16 protein-coding genes are annotated in these 17,678 nt (G+C 62.7%); 8 read left to right on the forward strand and 8 right to left on the reverse strand.

The genetic code is table 11. The features are described from left to right. Positions 1-66 precede the first annotated feature (66 nt). The 5 genes from AC58X1_RS06215 (at position 67) to AC58X1_RS06235 (ending at position 5,174) form a co-directional block, all read left to right on the forward strand. A complete protein-coding gene (locus AC58X1_RS06215) occupies positions 67-1,236 on the forward strand; it encodes an acetyl-CoA acetyltransferase (RefSeq protein ID WP_497428528.1) in 1,170 nt (389 codons plus the stop codon). Then, the gene (locus AC58X1_RS06220; protein ID WP_497428529.1) at positions 1,233-2,810 is read left to right on the forward strand and encodes an acyl-CoA synthetase; all 1,578 of its coding nucleotides are present in this window, start codon (positions 1,233-1,235) and stop codon (positions 2,808-2,810) included. Before AC58X1_RS06215 ends, AC58X1_RS06220 begins: the two co-directional genes overlap by 4 nt. Next, a complete protein-coding gene (locus tag AC58X1_RS06225) occupies positions 2,807-3,358 on the forward strand; it encodes a PPC domain-containing DNA-binding protein (RefSeq protein WP_497428530.1) in 552 nt (183 codons plus the stop codon). Before AC58X1_RS06220 ends, AC58X1_RS06225 begins: the two co-directional genes overlap by 4 nt. After that, entirely contained in the window at positions 3,355-3,753 is a 399-nt protein-coding gene (locus AC58X1_RS06230) for a PPC domain-containing DNA-binding protein (protein WP_101320816.1), read from the forward strand. Before AC58X1_RS06225 ends, AC58X1_RS06230 begins: the two co-directional genes overlap by 4 nt. Before the next feature lie 110 nt (positions 3,754-3,863). Continuing rightward, positions 3,864-5,174, forward strand: coding sequence for an OprD family porin (locus AC58X1_RS06235; RefSeq protein WP_497428531.1), 1,311 nt, complete (start codon positions 3,864-3,866; stop codon positions 5,172-5,174). 90 nt (positions 5,175-5,264) lie between these two features. On the opposite strand, the gene cysG is transcribed toward AC58X1_RS06235, so the two are convergent. The 6 genes from cysG to ftsK all read right to left on the reverse strand — a co-directional run bounded on the left by cysG (position 5,265) and on the right by ftsK (position 12,724). Then, complete coding sequence (gene cysG, locus AC58X1_RS06240) at positions 5,265-6,653, reverse strand: siroheme synthase CysG (protein ID WP_150569898.1); 1,389 nt, start codon at positions 6,651-6,653, stop codon at positions 5,265-5,267. Then, complete coding sequence (serS, locus tag AC58X1_RS06245) at positions 6,654-7,934, reverse strand: serine--tRNA ligase (protein WP_101320823.1); 1,281 nt, start codon at positions 7,932-7,934, stop codon at positions 6,654-6,656. It abuts the gene before it with no gap. 28 nt (positions 7,935-7,962) lie between these two features. Next, positions 7,963-8,337 (reverse strand): fluoride efflux transporter CrcB, encoded by a 375-nt coding sequence (gene crcB, locus AC58X1_RS06250; protein WP_497428532.1) that lies wholly within the window; start codon positions 8,335-8,337, stop codon positions 7,963-7,965. Next, the gene (locus AC58X1_RS06255) at positions 8,334-9,659 is read right to left on the reverse strand and encodes a replication-associated recombination protein A (RefSeq protein WP_101320827.1); all 1,326 of its coding nucleotides are present in this window, start codon (positions 9,657-9,659) and stop codon (positions 8,334-8,336) included. The genes crcB and AC58X1_RS06255 overlap by 4 nt, the downstream gene beginning before the upstream one ends. 12 nt (positions 9,660-9,671) lie before the next feature. Beyond that, positions 9,672-10,295: an outer membrane lipoprotein periplasmic chaperone LolA gene (gene lolA / locus AC58X1_RS06260; protein WP_101320829.1), complete on the reverse strand. Its 624-nt coding sequence runs from the start codon at positions 10,293-10,295 to the stop codon at positions 9,672-9,674. A gap of 62 nt (positions 10,296-10,357) precedes the next feature. After that, positions 10,358-12,724 carry a DNA translocase FtsK gene (gene ftsK, locus AC58X1_RS06265; protein WP_178080833.1) on the reverse strand — a complete coding sequence of 789 codons (2,367 nt, stop codon included), beginning with the start codon at positions 12,722-12,724 and terminating at the stop codon, positions 10,358-10,360. A 402-nt stretch (positions 12,725-13,126) separates the two neighbouring features. Between ftsK and aat the strand changes: the two genes are divergently transcribed. The 3 genes from aat (at position 13,127) to infA (ending at position 14,891) form a co-directional block, all read left to right on the forward strand. Further along, positions 13,127-13,807 (forward strand): leucyl/phenylalanyl-tRNA--protein transferase, encoded by a 681-nt coding sequence (gene aat / locus AC58X1_RS06270; RefSeq protein WP_497428533.1) that lies wholly within the window; start codon positions 13,127-13,129, stop codon positions 13,805-13,807. 55 nt (positions 13,808-13,862) lie between these two features. Beyond that, complete coding sequence (locus AC58X1_RS06275; RefSeq protein ID WP_101320835.1) at positions 13,863-14,570, forward strand: arginyltransferase; 708 nt, start codon at positions 13,863-13,865, stop codon at positions 14,568-14,570. 102 nt (positions 14,571-14,672) lie between these two features. Next, a complete protein-coding gene (gene infA / locus AC58X1_RS06280) occupies positions 14,673-14,891 on the forward strand; it encodes a translation initiation factor IF-1 (RefSeq protein WP_002553999.1) in 219 nt (72 codons plus the stop codon). 87 nt (positions 14,892-14,978) lie between these two features. Here the strand turns inward: infA and clpA are convergent, their stop codons facing one another. Further along, on the reverse strand, positions 14,979-17,249 hold the full coding sequence (gene clpA, locus AC58X1_RS06285) for an ATP-dependent Clp protease ATP-binding subunit ClpA (protein WP_101320837.1): 2,271 nt from the start codon (positions 17,247-17,249) through the stop codon (positions 14,979-14,981). A gap of 30 nt (positions 17,250-17,279) precedes the next feature. After that, complete coding sequence (clpS, locus tag AC58X1_RS06290) at positions 17,280-17,642, reverse strand: ATP-dependent Clp protease adapter ClpS (RefSeq protein WP_101320839.1); 363 nt, start codon at positions 17,640-17,642, stop codon at positions 17,280-17,282. Positions 17,643-17,678 lie beyond the last annotated feature (36 nt).

Raw genomic sequence — 17,678 nt, forward strand, 5'->3', positions numbered from 1 at the left:
TATTACCGAGCTTGGCACCGCCCTTGCTATTGACCTCGCAAACAACATCATGCGAGGACGCACCTCATGGATTCCCCGGTAATCAGCGGTTGGTACCATTCCCCATTTGGCAAGTTTCCCGAGATCGACCCCGAGCAGATGATGGCCGATGCCGCCATCGGCGCCCTGCAGCACGCCGGGCTCGACGCCGAGCAGATCGACTCGGTTCACGTCGGCCACTTCAATGCAGGCCTGATCTACCAGGACTTCCCTTCCGCGCTGCTGGCCAATCATCTGCCGGCGCTGCGCTTCACCCCGTCGGTGCGGGTTGAAAACGCCTGTTCCACAGGCTCCGCAGCGATCCACTCGGCGCTGCAGGCCGTGCTCAGCGGCCAGGCCCGCCATGCCCTGGTGGTGGGCTTCGAGAAGATGAACGGGCTGCCCACCGCCGAAGTCGGCAAGATCCTGCTCAAGTGCTGTTATGCCCGCGAAGAAGCGCAGATCGAAAACGGCTTTGCTGGTGTGTTCGGCAACATCGCTCAGGCCTACTTCGAGCGCCACGGCGATCAGTCCGACGCGCTGGCGATGATCGCTGCAAAAAACCACGCCAACGGCGCCCTCAACCCGTTTGCTCATATGCGCCGGGATGTCGGCTATGACTTCTGCCGTAACCCGTCCGAGAAAAACCCATTTGTGGCGGGCCCGCTCAAGCGCAGCGACTGCTCGCTGATTACTGATGGCGCTGCGGCGCTGGTGATCAGCCGTGCCGAACAACTGCCCGGGCAACAACCGGCTGTGCGCTTGCGCGCTGCGGTACAGGTCAACGATTACCTGCCGCTGTCACGCCGCGACCCGACCGTGTTCGAAGGCGCCGCACGCGCCTGGCAGCAGGCCTTGAGCGAGGCCGGCTTGAGCCTGGCCGACCTGTCACTGGTCGAGACCCATGACTGCTTCACCATCGCCGAACTGCTCGAATACGAAGCCATGGGCCTGGCCCCGCGCGGCCAGGGCGCGCGGGTGATCGCCGAGGGTATTAGCCGCAAGGATGGCCGCCTGCCGGTCAACCCGTCGGGCGGGCTCAAGTCCAAAGGCCACCCGATCGGCGCTACCGGCGTGTCGATGCACGTAATGGCCGCCATGCAGCTAACCGGCCAGGCTGGCGACATGCAGCTGCCACGGGCTGACCGCGCCGGGGTGTTCAACATGGGCGGCGCGGCGGTAACCAACTACGTCAGCATCCTGGAGGCTGTGCAATGACCGGGATCGACAATGTCATGAACCTCGGCGAGCTGCTCGCCCAGATCGCCCGGCGCCTGCCCGATGCCCCCGGCTTCATCCGCGGTGCCGACAGCTACAGCTGGCTGCAACTGCTGACCCGCGTCGACAGCGTCGCCGCGGCCCTGCGCGAGCGTGGTCTGGGCAAGGGCGACAAGCTGCTGGTGCACTCGCGCAATAATTTGCAGCTGTTCGAGAGTGCCTGGGTGGCGTTCCGCCTGGGCATGGTCTGGGTGCCGACCAACGTGCGCATCACCCCGCCCGAAGCGGCTTACCTGGGCAGCTCCAGCGGCGCGGTGGCGATGCTCTACGACGATGGCATGGCGGCCTATGTCGACGCGGTGCGCGAAGCTTCGCCAGCACTGCGCGTGGTCATCGCCATCGGCGCCCCGCGTGACGGCGAGCTGAGCTACGACGCCCTGCTCGACCAAGGCGCGCCACTGCAACCAGCGTTTCGCCCAGCCGAGGTCAGCTATCACGACCCGCTGTGGTTCTTCTACACCTCCGGCACCACCGGCCACCCCAAGGCGGGCATCCTCACCCACGGCCAGATGGCGTTCGTCATCAACAATCACCTGGCCGACCTGATGCCCGGCCTGAGCCCACACTCGCGCTCGCTGGTGCTGGCGCCATTGTCCCATGGCGCCGGCATTCATGCCCTGATCAATGCCGCCCGCGGCGCCGCCTGCGTGCTGCCGGCCGGCGACCGGCTGGACTGCGACGAAGCCTGGCGGCTGGTCGAGGAGCACCGGGTCGACAACCTGTTCACCGTGCCAACCATCGTCAAGATGCTCACCGAAGACCCGGCCGTCGACCGTTACGACCACAGCAGCCTGCGCTATGTGATCTACGCGGGCGCGCCGATGTACCGCGCCGATCAGTGCCACGCCCTGCGCACCCTGGGCAAGGTGCTGGTGCAGTACTACGGCCTTGGCGAGGTGACCGGCAACATCACCGTGCTGCCTGCGAACTGCCACGATGCCGAGGACAGCCCCCAGGCCAAGGTCGGCTCCTGCGGATACCCGCGCACCGGCATGCAGGTGGCCATCCTCGATGAGCACGGCACTGAACTGCCAACCGGCAGCGATGGCGAGATCTGCGTACGCGGCCCGGCCGTGTTCGCCGGCTACTACAACAATCCCAAGGCCAACGCCGAGTGCTTCCGCCATGGCTGGTTCCATACCGGTGACCTCGGCCACGTTGACCAGGAGGGTTATCTGTTCATCACGGGGCGCGCCTCGGACATGTACATCTCCGGCGGCTCCAACGTATATCCACGCGAGATCGAAGAGGCGCTGCTGACTCATCCGGCAGTCACCGAAGTCGCAGTACTGGGGCTGCCCGACGAGAAGTGGGGCGAGTGCGGCTGCGCCGTGATCGTGGTCACTGCCGAGGTCAGCGACGAGCAACTGTTGGCCCACCTGGAGCCACGCCTGGCCCGCTATAAATGGCCGAAGCGTTTTGTGCGCTGGACCGAGATGCCCAAGTCCGGCTACGGCAAAATCGTCAAAAAACAGATCCGCGCCCTACTCGACGCCAGCGAGGCGGTGCTATGAACCCGCATTTTGAAGAGCGCAACGGCGTGCGCATATTCATCCACGGCGGCCAACCGCAACAGCCGCGCTTGCTCGACTGTGAAGTGCCGGACTGCGAAGAACTGCGCGTAGTGCTGCCACTGGCCTGCAACGTTGCCCAAGGCCTGCTGCAGGCGCTGCAGGGCCGCCGCTATCGCAGTGCAGTCGGGCGCATTCTGTGTGGCGGTGCAGCGCACCTGAGCTATCACCGCATGGTCACCACCACTGACCAGCAGCGGCCCTACGACTACGGCCAGGCGGTGGTGCTGGACGGCTATATCACCTTTGTCAGCGGCGCCATCACCGTCGGCCGCGATGCCCACGGCGCGCCGCTGCTGCACTGCCACGCCGGCTTCATCGACCGCGACGGCCAGCAGCATGGCGGCCATCTGGTGCTCGACCGGTTGGTGGTCGGCAGCGAGCCGCTGGTGCTGCGCCTGTGCCTGTTCGACCAGGTCGCGTATCAGGTCAAGCCTGATGCCGAAACCCACTTCAACCTGCTTCATCCGGTGTTCCAGGAGGCGTCATGAACACTGCAGCAATCCAGAGCGAAGCGCAGGTACAGAGTGGCCGGCTTGGCCGCCTTGTAGTGGCCCGGCTCAAACCCAACGAAGACATCATCGACAGCGCCGAAGCCCTTTGCGCCAGCCACGGCATCAGCCTGGCTGTGGTCCGTGGCGGCCTCGGCAGCCTGATCGACGGCGAGTTGCAGTACCTGGGCCGCAGCGGCATGCAGGACATCCATGTGCCAGGCCCAGGGGTGGAAATCCTCAGCCTCAGTGGTGAAATCGCCCCCGGCGCGAGCAGCCTGCAAGCGGTGCTGGCCGACGCCGACGGCAAGATTTTCGCCGGCCGCCTGCAGCGTGGCCGCAACCTGTCGTTCATCACCGTCGAGCTGACCTTGCAGGAATGGCTGCCTGACTGACTGCCCTCACTGAAGAGCATCACCCGGGCGTTGCCGCGCCCGGCTTTCTTGCGCCCGCACGTTGGGCGCCCCACTGCATCAGGAAAACAACAATGACAAGAAAGCCCTTAATGCACCTTTCACTGCTGACCGCTACCAGCGCCCTGCTCGTCCCCGCCGCCCAGGCGGCCTTCATCGAAGATGGCAAGGCCACGCTCAACTTGCGCAACTACTACTTCAACAATGACATGCGCGACCGCCCCGGTGCCGCCGGGCAAAGCAAGACGGCCGAATGGGCGCAAGGCTTCATGCTCGACTACAAGTCAGGCTTCACCGACGGCACGGTCGGCTTTGGCGTCGATGCCCTCGGCCTGCTTGGGGTGCGCCTGGACGGCGGCGCCGGCAATCATCGCGGCAGCTCGATGATCCCCGACGACAGCGACGGCAGCGCTGTCGACGAATGGAGCCGGCTGGGCCTGACCGGCAAGATGCGCTTGTCCAAAACCGAAGCGCGCTACGGCACCTTGCAGCCCAAGCTGCCGATTCTGGTGGCCAACGATGGTCGGGTACTACCGCAGACTTTTGAAGGCGGCATGATCACCTCGCAAGAAATCGACGGCCTGACCCTCATCGGCGGGCGCCTCGAGCATGCCACCGGGCGCGCCTCGACCAACCGCTCAGGGCTGGCCGTGGCAGGCGGCACCGAGCAAAGCAACGAGTTCATCTTCGCCGGTGCTGACTATCAACTGAGCAAGGCGCTCAAGCTGCAGTACTATGCCGCCCAGCTCGAAGACTATTACGTGCAGCACTTCGGCGGCCTGGTGCATGTATGGGCACTGAGCGACAACCAATCGCTGACCACCGACCTGCGCTACTTCAAGACCGATGCAAGCGGACGCAACGATTCGGCCAGCGGGCGCGGCGAGGGTTATCGCGTCAGTGGCCTGGCCGATACACCGGGCAAGATCGACAACGATACCTGGAGCGCCATGTTCACCTATGCCATTGGCGGCCACAGCATACTGCTCGGGCATCAGCGCGTGTCCGACAGTGGCAACTTCGTTCAGCTCAACCAGGGCAATACCGGCGAAGGCGCCGCAGGGTCGAGCATCTACCTGTTCACTGACCGCCTGGTGACCAGCTTTACCCGCGCTGGCGAGCGCACCACTTTTGGTCAATACGGCTACAATTTCGCCGCACTCGGGGTGCCAGGGCTGGTGGCATCGGTCACCTACCTGAAGGGCACGAATATTCGCATGGCCTCAGGCGGCGACGAAAAGGAATGGGAGCGCGATATCGCCCTGGATTATGTGGTGCAGGGCGGCACCTTCAAGGGGCTGGGGTTCAGCTGGCGCAATGGCATGTTGCGCAGCGGTGTGCCCAGCGAGTGGGATCAGGATCAGAACCGCTTGACCGTCAGCTATTCAATACCGCTGTTCTAGGCACACAACCCTGAAACGACTCGGGGCCATTGCAGCAGGTTTTTACAACCTGACCGCAATGGCCCCGAGTTTCAAACAGAACAGCGCAGCTTAGTCCTGAGTGCCTTCGAACCAGGCCAGCTTCTCGCGCAACTGCACCACCTCACCCACGATCACGAGAGTAGGCGCATGCACTTCATGCTCAGCCACCATCGCCGGCAGATCTGCCAACGTGCCGGTGAACACTCGTTGATTACGCGTGGTGCCCTGCTGCACCAAGGCCGCTGGCGTAGTCGCCGCACGGCCATGGCGGATCAGTTCAGCGCAAATCGTCGGCAAGCCGACCAGGCCCATGTAGAACACCAGAGTCTGCCCGGGTGAAACCAGATCGTGCCACGGCAGGTTGCTGCTACCGTCCTTCAGGTGACCGGTAACGAAGCGCACAGACTGCGCGTAATCACGGTGAGTCAGCGGAATCCCGGCGTAGGCCGAGCAACCGCTGGCAGCGGTAATGCCTGGGACTACCTGAAACGGAATACCATGCTCGGCCAGCTCCTCGATCTCTTCGCCACCGCGGCCGAAGATGAACGGGTCGCCGCCCTTGAGCCGCAATACGCGCTTGCCCTGCAAGGCCAGCTCAACCAACAGCTGATTGATCTGTTCCTGCGGCACCGAGTGATCGGCGCGGCGCTTGCCGACGTAGATCCGCTCGGCATCGCGCCGGCACATGTCGATGATCGCCGGTGCCACCAAGCGGTCGTACAGCACCACATCGGCCTGCTGCATCAGGCGCAAGGCACGGAAGGTCAGCAGGTCCGGATCACCCGGACCAGCCCCCACCAGATACACCTCACCGCCCTGCTGTACCGGTGCGCCGTCGACCATCGCCTGCAACAAACGCTCGGCTTCAGCGCTCTGCCCGGCCAGCTGACGCTCGGCAATCGGGCCCTGGAATACCGTCTCCCAGAAGCCGCGGCGCTGATTGACGTCCGGGTACAGCGATTTCACCTGATGGCGAAACCGCGCGGCAAGCCCGGCAAGCTCCCCATAGGCCGCCGGAATCCAGGCTTCCAGCTTGGCCCGGATCAGCCGCGCCAACACCGGCGCATCGCCGCCACTGGACACTGCTACCACCAACGGCGAGCGATCGACGATGGCCGGGAAGATCACCGTACACAGCGCCGGCGCATCGACCACATTGACCGGCAGGCTGCGTGCCTGCGCTTCGGCCGACACCTGAGCATTGAGCTGCGGATCGTCGGTGGCAGCGATCACCAGCCGGCACCCTTCCAGGTCCGTGACCTGGTAGCCACGCACCAGCACCTCGCCGCCGGTTGCCTCGGTCAAGCTGATCAGCTGGCTGTCGACCTGCGGCGCCACCACGCGCAGCGCGGCGCCGGCATCGGCCAGCAAGCGCGCCTTGCGCAGGGCGATTTCGCCACCGCCGACGACCAGTACCCGGCCGCCCTGCAACTTGTGAAACAGCGGCAGGTAATCCATTTAACCGATGACCTCGACGCCGCCCATGTACGGCTTGAGCACTTCCGGCACACGGATCGAACCGTCGGCCTGCTGGTAGTTCTCGAGCACTGCAACCAAGGTCCGGCCTACCGCCAGGCCGGAGCCGTTGAGGGTGTGTACCAGCTCGGGTTTGCCGGTTTCCGGGTTGCGCCAGCGCGCCTGCATGCGGCGCGCCTGGAAGTCGCCACAGTTGGAGCACGAGCTGATTTCGCGGAACTTGTCCTGGCTCGGCACCCACACTTCCAGGTCATAGGTCTTGACCGCACTGAAGCCCATGTCGCCGGTGCACAGGGCCAATACCCGGTACGGCAGCTCCAGCAGTTGCAGGACGCGCTCGGCGTTGGCGGTCAGGCCTTCCAGCGCTTCCATCGACTTGCTCGGCTCGACGATCTGGACCATCTCGACCTTGTCGAACTGGTGCTGACGGATCATGCCGCGGGTATCGCGGCCCGACGCACCGGCTTCACTGCGGAAGCACGGTGTGTGCGCAACGAACTTGATCGGCATTTGCTTGGCGTCGAGGATTTCGCCGGCAACGATGTTGGTCAGCGACACTTCGGCGGTCGGGATCAGGTAGAAGTCGGCTTCGCCTTCGCGGCTGATCTTGAACAGGTCTTCCTCGAACTTCGGCAGCTGGCCGGTGCCCTGCAAGGCAGGCGCCTGCACTAGGTACGGGGTATAGGCTTCTTCGTAGCCGTGCTCGCTGGTGTGCAGGTTGATCATGAACTGCGCCAGGGCGCGGTGCAGGCGGGCGATCGGGCCACGCAGCAGGGCAAAGCGCGCGCCGGAGAGCTTGGCCGCGGTCTCGAAGTCCAGGCCACCGCTGATTTCACCCAGGGCAACGTGGTCTTTGACCTCGAAGTCGAAGGCACGCGGGGTGCCCCAGCGGCGCACTTCGACGTTGCCGTCTTCATCGGCACCGACCGGCACGCTGGCGTCCGGCAGGTTGGGGATGGTCAACAGAATGCCGTCCAGCTCAGCCTGGATCTCGTCCAGCTCGGTCTTGCCGGCCGCCAGTTCGTTGGCCATGCGCTCGACATCAGCCATCAGCGGCGCGATGTCTTCGCCCTTGGCTTTGGCCTGGCCGATCGACTTGGAACGGGCGTTACGCTCAGCCTGCAGCTGTTCGGTACGGGTCTGCACCGCCTTGCGGCGCTCTTCCAGTGATTCGATGCGCGCGACATCCAGGCTAAAGCCACGGGAGGCCAGGCGATCCGCCACTTCCTGAAGTTGGCCGCGTAACAGTTTGGCATCGAGCATATCGTTCTCTCGTTATAGGTGTGTTGGTTCAGAATTTGGTTAGCGACAGGCCGGCCCAGGTGGCAAGCAACCCGCCGCATACGCTAATAGCGGTATAGCCCAGGGCCAGCGGTATCTGGCCGTTTTCCAGCAGGCGCACGGTATCGAGCGAAAATGACGAAAACGTGGTCAGCCCGCCGAGAAAACCGACGATCAAACCAGCGCGTAGCTCGACCGGGACCATCGGTTTGTACAGAAACAGCCCATACAGCAGGCCGATCAGCAAGCAGCCGACCAGATTGACCGCCAGCGTACCGAGATAGAAGTGCCGTGGCCAGTGGGCGCTGACCCAGTTGCTGGTGGCAAACCGCAGCAGGGTGCCGACGACGCCGCCGGCGCTGACGGCCGCAATCAAGGCAATCATGGTTTTCTCCGCTGGCGAGGGCTGTTGCGATCGAGCTCGGCAAGGTGGCGCAGCTTCTCGCCGATCTTCAGTTCCAGGCCGCGTGGCACTGGCTGATAGTAAGGTCGTGGTTCGAGTTGGTCCGGGAAATAGTCTTCGCCTGCGGCGTAGGCATCCGGCTCATCGTGGGCGTAGCGGTATTCTTCGCCGTAGCCCAGTTGCTTCATCAATTTGGTCGGCGCATTGCGCAGGTGCAGCGGCACTTCCAGCGAGCCGTGCTCGGCTGCCTCGCGCATGGCCGCCTTGAAGCCCATGTACACCGCATTGCTCTTCGGCGCGCAGGCGATGTAAGTGATGGCCTGGGCCACCGCCAGCTCGCCTTCCGGGCTGCCAAGGCGCTCCTGCACGTCCCACGCCGACAGGCACAGACTCAGCGCCCGCGGGTCGGCGTTGCCGATATCTTCGCTGGCCATGCGCACCACGCGCCGGGCGATGTACAGCGGGTCGCAGCCGCCATCGAGCATGCGCGCGTACCAGTACAGCGCGCCATCCGGGTTGGAGCCGCGCACTGACTTGTGCAGCGCCGATATCTGGTCGTAGAACGCTTCACCGCCCTTGTCGAAGCGCCGGCGGCTGTCGCCGAGCAGGCTCTGCAGCAGGTCAACGCCGATATCAGCGCCGTCTTCGGCCAGGTCCGAAGCGTTTTCGAGGAAGTTGAGCATGCGCCGGCCGTCACCATCGGCAGCGGCCATGAGCATCTTGAAGGCTTCATCGCCCACCGTCAGCTGACGCTTGCCCAGGCCGCGCTCTTCGCTGAGGGCGCGATTGACCAATTTGCGCAACGCATCCTCATCCAGGCTTTTGAGCACATAGACGCGCGCCCGCGAGAGCAAGGCGTTGTTCAATTCGAATGAGGGATTCTCGGTGGTCGCACCGATAAAAATCAGCGTGCCGTCTTCAACGAACGGCAGAAATGCATCCTGCTGCGACTTGTTGAAGCGGTGCACTTCATCGACGAAGAGGATGGTCCGCCGGCCGTATTGAGCCGCCTGCTGCTTGGCCACCTCAACCGCCTGGCGGATCTCCTTGACCCCGGCCAGTACTGCCGAGACCGTTTCGAAGTGGGCATCACAGAACTGCGCCAGCAGCCGCGCCAGGGTGGTCTTGCCAACCCCCGGCGGGCCCCAGAAGATCATCGAGTGCAGCGCTCCCTGCTCCAACGCCTCGCGCAGCGGCTTGCCGCGCGCCAGCAGGTGCTCCTGGCCTACATACTCGTCCAGGTTGGACGGACGCAGCCGGGCAGCCAGTGGCTGAGAGACGGGTTCGCTACGAAACAGGTCCATGACGGCCTCTGATTACTCCTGGATAACGTCCGCGCCTTGCGGAATCTTGAAGTTGAAGCGGTCAGCAGGCACCGGCTGGTTGGCCTTGACCCCATTGAACAGGATGTTGGTGCGCTGGCCGACGCTGTCGATCAGTTGCATATCGTTGATCAGGCCTTTGCGGAACGACACGCGCAGCGAATCGAACAGGGTGTCCTTGGTTTTAGGCTTGAGGGTGAAGTCCATCACCTCGCCCTGCTCCTTGGAGGTGATATCGAAGCTTTGGCTGATCTTGGAGACATCGCCCGACAGCAGCAGCGCCGGGGTCTGGTTCAAACGTACATCGAGCTTCTTCACCGTGGCCTGTTCCAGGTCCGGGTCCCACAGGGTGACCTTCTGGCCGTCGGAGACCACCACCTGCTCCTGCGGCGCATCGGTATGCCAGTAGAACAGGCCCGGACGCTTGACGGTCATCTTGCCCGTGGTTTCCTGCAGACTGGTACCGCCGGCATCCAGGGTCAGCTGGGAGAAATTGGCTTCGATGGTCTGCGACTTCTCGAGCAGATCGGTCAGGCGCTTCACATCGTTCTCGCCGGCATGCGCCGACAGGGTGCCCAGAGCCAGGGCGGAAACCAACAGCATGCGAATCGCGCGCATGGAAATCCTCGTTGAACAGTAGATGGGCCGGGCGCCGTGATTGGCGCCCGGCAGGGTGATGATCAATCGCGTGGGCCGCCCGGCGCAATCACTTCGCGCGAGCCGTTGGTGTTCATGGCGGTGACTACCCCGGCCATTTCCATCGACTCGATCATCCGCGCGGCGCGGTTATAGCCGATTTTCAGCTTGCGCTGCACCGCCGAGATCGAGGCGCGGCGGCTTTCAAGTACGAACTGCACGGCTTCGTCATACAGGGCGTCGGTTTCGGCATCGTCATCACCGCCACCGCTGCTGCCTTCAAAGCCGCTGCCGGCCTCTTCGACACCGTTGAGGATGTCGTCGTTGTAGTCCGGCGCGCCACGCAGCTTCCACGCTTCCACCACGCGGTGGACTTCTTCGTCGGAAACAAAGGCACCGTGCACGCGGATCGGCAGGCTGGTGCCCGGCGGCATGTAGAGCATGTCACCGTGACCCAGCAGCTGCTCGGCGCCACCCTGGTCGATGATGGTCCGCGAGTCGATCTTGCTCGACACCTGGAACGCCATACGGGTCGGGATGTTGGCCTTGATCAGGCCGGTGATGACGTCAACCGATGGCCGTTGGGTAGCGAGGATCAGGTGAATACCTGCCGCCCGCGCCTTCTGCGCGATACGGGCGATCAGTTCTTCGACCTTCTTGCCGACGATCATCATCATGTCGGCGAACTCGTCGACCACCACGACGATGGTCGGCAAGGTTTTCAGGGTTGGCGGCTCGTCATCCATGCTCTCACGACGGTACAACGGGTCATGAATGACCTCACCAGCCTCCTGGGCGTCCTTGATCTTGCGGTTGAAGCCGGCCAGGTTCCGTACGCCCATGGCCGCCATCAGCTTGTAGCGGCGCTCCATTTCGGCAACGCTCCAGCGCAGGGCGTTGGCTGCGTCCTTCATGTCGGTAACAACCGGGCAGAGCAGGTGCGGAATGCCTTCGTAGATCGACAGCTCGAGCATTTTCGGGTCGATCATGATCAAGCGGGCGTCTTCCGGGCCGGACTTGAACAGGATCGACAGGATCATGGCGTTGACCCCCACCGACTTACCCGAGCCGGTGGTACCGGCCACCAGCAAGTGCGGCATCTTGGCCAGGTCGGTGATCACCGGCTTGCCGCCGATGTCGTGACCCAGGGCCAATGCTACTGGCGACTTGGCGTCATCGTACTGGGACGACGACAGCACCTCGGAGAAGCGCACCATCTGCCGGTTCTCGTTGGGGATCTCGATACCGACGGTGGTCTTGCCGGGGATCACCTCGACCACCCGCACGCTGGTCACGGCCAGGGAACGGGCCAGATCCTTGGCCAGGTTGGCGATACGGCTGACCTTGACCCCGGCTGCCGGCTGGATCTCGTAACGGGTGATCACCGGGCCAGGATGGATCGAGTCAACCGAGACCTCGACACCAAACTCCTTGAGCTTGATTTCCAGCAGATGGCCAACACCGGCCAGGGATTCTGGCGAGTATTCGATTTTCTTTTCTTCTGCCGGATCGAGGATCGAGATCGGCGGCAGAGTGCCTTCGACGGCACTGTCGACGAACAGCGGCGTCTGTTTTTCCTTGAGGATGCGTTTGCTCGGCTCCGGCGCCTTGACCGGGGCTGGCATGATCACCGGCGCCGGCTGCTGCACGCGCTGGGCAACGTGCTTGGTCAGCGCGTCGTCACGCTCGATGATGCGTTCGCGCGCCTTGAGCTGCTCGCGCTTGTCGGCCACCACCGGCGCTACGACCGTGTCGACCTGCTCGTCGACCTCACGCAGCTGCGCCACCAGGCGCTTGCGCTCGTTGCGAGCTTCCCACCAGCGATTGGCCGCACCTTGCACCAGCTCGAACAGGTCGAGGGTGATCTTGCCGGTCATGTCCATGACCTTGAACCAGGACAGATCGGTGAACACCGTCAGGCCGAACAGGAACAGGGCAATGAACATCAGGGTGCTGCCCTGCACATTCAACAGGCTGCGGGCCAGGTCGCCGAGGCTCTCGCCCAGCGCGCCGCCGGCCGAGAACGGCAGGCTTGCCGACGGGTGGAAGTGGATATGGGCCAGGGCTGCGCCCGACAACACCAGAAACACCAGACCAATCAACCGCCAGGAGAACAACCAGCCACTCCACTGCCACGGCTGATGGCGCTCACGGAAGATCTGCCAGGTCTTGATCCCCAGCAGCAACGGGAAGATATAGGCGAAGTAGCCCAGCACCATGAACAGAATGTCGGCGAAGTACGCGCCAGCGCGGCCAGCCGCGTTCTGCACCTGATCGACATTGCTGGTGTGGGTGAAGCCTGGGTCGGCGGTGTCGTAGGTCAGCAGCGCCATCCACAGGTACAGGCACAGCGCGCCGACGGCGATCAGCGCACCTTCCTTGAGGCGATAATGCAACTGCTGGCGCCACATCGGTACCGGCAGAGGGGGCGGAGTTGCGGTGGATTTCTTCAAAACGCGTCTATTCCTGCGCTTGCTGCGCGTCCAGTAGTGATCGACCCGATGTCCGGTCAATGAACCCGTACTTTTAACATTACTGCCCGCCAGCCGCCATGGCGGCGCGCCGGATGGGCGCGAACGGTGAGCAAACTTTCATGGGTGCAATTTGAGCACGCATTGCCTTGCGTGACAAAGGCTTATGCTGTGTTTTTGCACAGGTGTGACAACAAAGCCTCGGGTTGGTGCCGATTGCCTGAAAAATCTGCTGGCAATTGCCTTGGCGAGCGTCAGCGCTGCGGGTTGGCGTTGGATTGACCTGCTGACGAGGGCGGGCCATGCTGTCAGCCCTCCCCTCCCCCACTGCACATGACGCCCATGCTGACCTGGCTGACCCGCGACTCGCTGACCTTTCCGCCCCTGACAAAGGCTCTGCAGGAGCCCAACGGATTACTTGCCGCTGGCGGTGACCTGAGCCCTGAGCGCCTGGTTCAGGCCTATCGGCATGGCTGCTTTCCGTGGTTTCAGGATGGTCAGCCCATTCTCTGGTGGTCACCCGACCCACGCACGGTGTTGTTCCCCGACGAGCTGCACGTGTCACGCTCGCTGGCCAAGCTGATCCGCCAGCAGCGTTACCAGGTCAGTTTCGATACTGACTTCGAAACTGTAATTGCCGCTTGTGCAGCGCCACGCGACTACACCGACGGCACCTGGATCACTGACCCCATGCGCGCAGCCTACTGCGAGCTGCACCGGCGCGCCTTCGCCCATTCGGTGGAAGTACGCGAGAACGGCGAGCTGGTCGGCGGCCTGTACGGCCTGGCCATGGGCCGGCTGTTTTTTGGCGAGTCGATGTTCAGCCGCGCCGACAACGCCTCCAAAGTGGGCTTCGTTACCCTGGTCGAGCACCTGCGTGCGGCCGGTTTCGTCCTGATCGACTGCCAGATGCCAACCAACCACCTGCACAGCCTCGGCGCCCGCGAAATCAGCCGCGCCAGCTTTGCCGAGCACCTCGCACGCGACCTCGACCAGACCGTCGACATCAGCTGGGTTCGCTAGGCGAGTTTGCCCAGCTGGCTTACACTTAGGACTACGTCTTGCCGAGGGGTCGATCATGACAGAGTTGGCGCGGTTGAAGTTCTATGCCACTCAGCCCCACTCCTGCAGCTACCTGCCCGATGAGCAGGCCACCACGCTGTTCCTCGACCCTAGCCAGCCGATGGACGTCGATGTGTATGCCGACCTCTCCGAAATGGGCTTTCGCCGCAGTGGCGACCACCTGTATCGCCCGCATTGCCAGAACTGCAACGCCTGCGTACCGGCGCGCATCCCCGTCGCCCGGTTCATCCCCAATCGCCAGCAGCGGCGTATCCTCAAGCGCAACAGCGACCTGCAGGTAACTGCCGCCCGGCCATCGTTCAAGGAGGAATACTTCGACCTGTACCGGCGCTACATCGAGCAGCGCCACAGCGACGGCGACATGTATCCACCCAGTCGCGATCAGTTTTCCACCTTTCTGGTGCGCGATCTGCCATTCTGCTGGTTCTATGAGTTTCGCCTGAATGGGCGGCTGCTTGCGGTGGCGGTATGCGATATGCTGCCCAACGGGCTGTCGGCGGTGTACACCTTCTACGAGCCGGATGAAGAACGCCGCAGTCTGGGGCGCTTCGCCATTCTCTGGCAGATCAGCGATGCACTGCGCCAGAACCTTGAGGCGGTGTACCTTGGCTACTGGATCAAGAACTGCAAAAAGATGAGTTACAAGACCCAGTATCGCCCCATCGAACTGCTGATCAACCAACGTTGGGTCAGCCTCAATTGAAAGCATTGGCTTGAAATACTCTTTTCGGGCATAATCCACGCCACTTTTTTGCCCGGTGCAGTTGCGCGTCGGGCCTACACTGGATACCGAGGGCTTTACTGCATGTCGAAAGAAGACAGCTTCGAAATGGAAGGCACTGTCGTCGACACCCTGCCCAACACCATGTTCCGCGTGGAGTTGGAAAATGGGCACGTCGTAACCGCGCATATCTCCGGAAAAATGCGCAAGAACTACATCCGTATTCTCACCGGCGACAAGGTCCGCGTCGAGCTGACGCCTTACGACCTGAGCAAGGGCCGCATCACCTACCGCGCCCGTTAAGCTCCAGTCATGAAAAAGCCCGGCCAATGTGCCGGGCTTTTTTGTGGCCAAAGAAAAAGGGCCGCCGAGGCGGCCCACTCTGCTCGATCACGCCACTTCGGCAGTGGTCTCGAAGTCGAACACCAACTCGCCATCACGTAGCTCGATGTGCACCACGCCGCCATGCTCGGCCAGCTCACCGAACAGGATCTCTTCAGCCAGGGGCCGCTTGATCTTGTCCTGGATAAGCCGTGCCATCGGCCGGGCACCCATCTGCACGTCATAGCCGCTGGCAGCCAGCCAGCCACGTGCCTCATCACTGACCTCAAGCAGTACACGCTTGTCTTCCAGCTGAGCCTGCAGTTCGATAAGGAACTTGTCGACGATGCTTTTGATCGTCTCGTGGCTCAGGCGACCGAACTGGATGATGGTATCCAGGCGGTTGCGGAATTCTGGCGTGAAGCTCTTGCGAATGACTTCCATCGCATCCGACGCGTGGTCCTGATGAGTGAAGCCAATCGAAGCCCGGGCGGCGGTTTCGGCGCCGGCGTTGGTGGTCATGATCAGAATCACGTTGCGGAAGTCCGCCTTGCGCCCGTTGTTGTCGGTCAGGGTACCGTGGTCCATCACCTGCAGCAGCAGGTTGAAGACTTCCGGGTGGGCCTTCTCGATCTCGTCGAGCAGCAGTACGCAGTGCGGCTGCTTGGTAATCGCCTCGGTGAGCAAGCCACCTTGGTCGAAACCGACATAGCCTGGCGGCGCACCGATCAGGCGCGACACAGTATGCCGTTCCATGTACTCGGACATGTCGAAGCGCACCAGCTCAACGCCCAGCGCCTTGGCCAGCTGACGCGCAGCCTCGGTTTTGCCGACGCCGGTAGGGCCAGCGAACAGGAACGAGCCTACGGGCTTGTCCGGGGCCTTGAGGCCGGCTCGCGACAGCTTGATCGCAGTCGACAGCGAGTCGATCGCTGGGTCCTGACCAAATACGGTCAGTTTCAGGTCGCGTTCCAGGTTACGCAGCAGCTCCTTGTCGGAACTGGACACGTGCTTTGGCGGAATCCGAGCGATTTTCGCGACGATATCTTCGACCTGCGCCACTTCGATGCGCTTGACCCGATTGGCCTCCGGCTGCAGACGCTGGTAGGCGCCCGCCTCGTCGATCACGTCGATGGCCTTGTCCGGCATATGCCGATCATTGATATAGCGCGCAGCGAGCTCGGCAGCGGCGCGCAGGGCCTCGTCGCTGTACTCGATGTGGTGATGCGACTCGAAGCGGCCTTTCAGCCCACGCAGGATACCCACGGTGTCTTCCACCGACGGCTCCGACACATCGACCTTCTGGAAGCGCCGCGCCAGGGCCCGGTCCTTCTCGAAGATGCCACGAAATTCCTGGAAGGTAGTCGAGCCGATGCAGCGGATATCACCTGATGAGAGCAGTGGCTTGAGCAGGTTGGACGCATCCATTACCCCGCCCGAGGCCGCGCCGGCACCGATGATGGTGTGGATCTCATCGATGAACAGGATGGCCTGCGGACGTTTTTTCAGCTCACCCAGCAGCGCCTTGAAGCGCTTCTCGAAGTCGCCACGGTACTTGGTCCCGGCCAGCAGTGCGCCGAGATCGAGCGAATAGACCACGCTCTGCGCCAGCAGATCAGGCACCTGACCGTCGACGATACGTTTGGCCAGGCCTTCGGCGATGGCCGTCTTGCCGACGCCCGCTTCACCGACCAGCAACGGGTTGTTCTTGCGCCGGCGAGCGAGAATCTGCGCTACGCGCTCGACTTCTTGCTCACGGCCCACCAACGGATCGATGCGACCCTGACGCGCCTGCTCGTTGAGGTTGCTGGCGTAGGTATCCAGCGGATTGCTCGAGGACGACGTTTCGCCCCCCTCTTCATCCTGCATGTCCTGGTCGCTGTCGGCGCTAGGCCCATGGCCTGGCACCTTGGAAATGCCGTGGGCAATGAAGTTGACCACGTCGATACGGGCCACGCTCTGCTGCTTGAGCAGAAACACGGCCTGACTTTCCTGCTCGCTGAAGATAGCCACCAGCACATTGGCGCCGGTCACTTCACGCTTGCCCGAACTCTGCACATGGAACACCGCGCGTTGCAGCACGCGCTGGAAGCCCAGTGTTGGCTGGGTTTCGCGGTCTTCGTCGTGCACCGGGATCAGGGGGGTAGTGGAGTCGATGAACTCTTGCAGGTCGTGCTTGAGCTTGTCGAGATTGGCGCCACAGGCGCGTAGAACGGTTGCGGCCGCCTCATTGTCAAGGAGTGCCAACAGCAGATGTTCGACGGTCATGAACTCATGACGCTTCGAACGGGCCTCCTTGAAGGCCAGATTGAGGGTGACTTCGAGCTCGCGGTTTAACATAGCTTCACCTCATACCCAAGTGGTCGGCGATTAACCGTCCTTCTCGATTTCACAGAGTAGCGGATGCTGGCTCTCCCGGGCGTATTGGTTGACCTGCGTCGCCTTCGTTTCGGCGATATCGCGGGTAAACAATCCGCATACTGCCCGCCCTTCGGTATGGACGGTCAGCATGATCTTGGTCGCCAGCTCGCGGTTCAAACTAAAGAACGTCTCGAGCACTTCGACGACGAAATCCATTGGCGTGTAGTCATCGTTGAATAAAACCACCTTGTACATGGGTGGCGCCTGCAGGATCGGCTTGGCTTCTTGAACAGCCAGACCGGAGCCATCGTCCTCGTTGGTCTGAGGACCATCCTGATTGAATGTTAGTCGAATCTGACTGTGTGCATGCATGGAAAGAATTTCATCACATCGACAAGTTAAGGTTGT

Source organism: Pseudomonas sp. PGPR N4 (assembly GCF_059693665.1).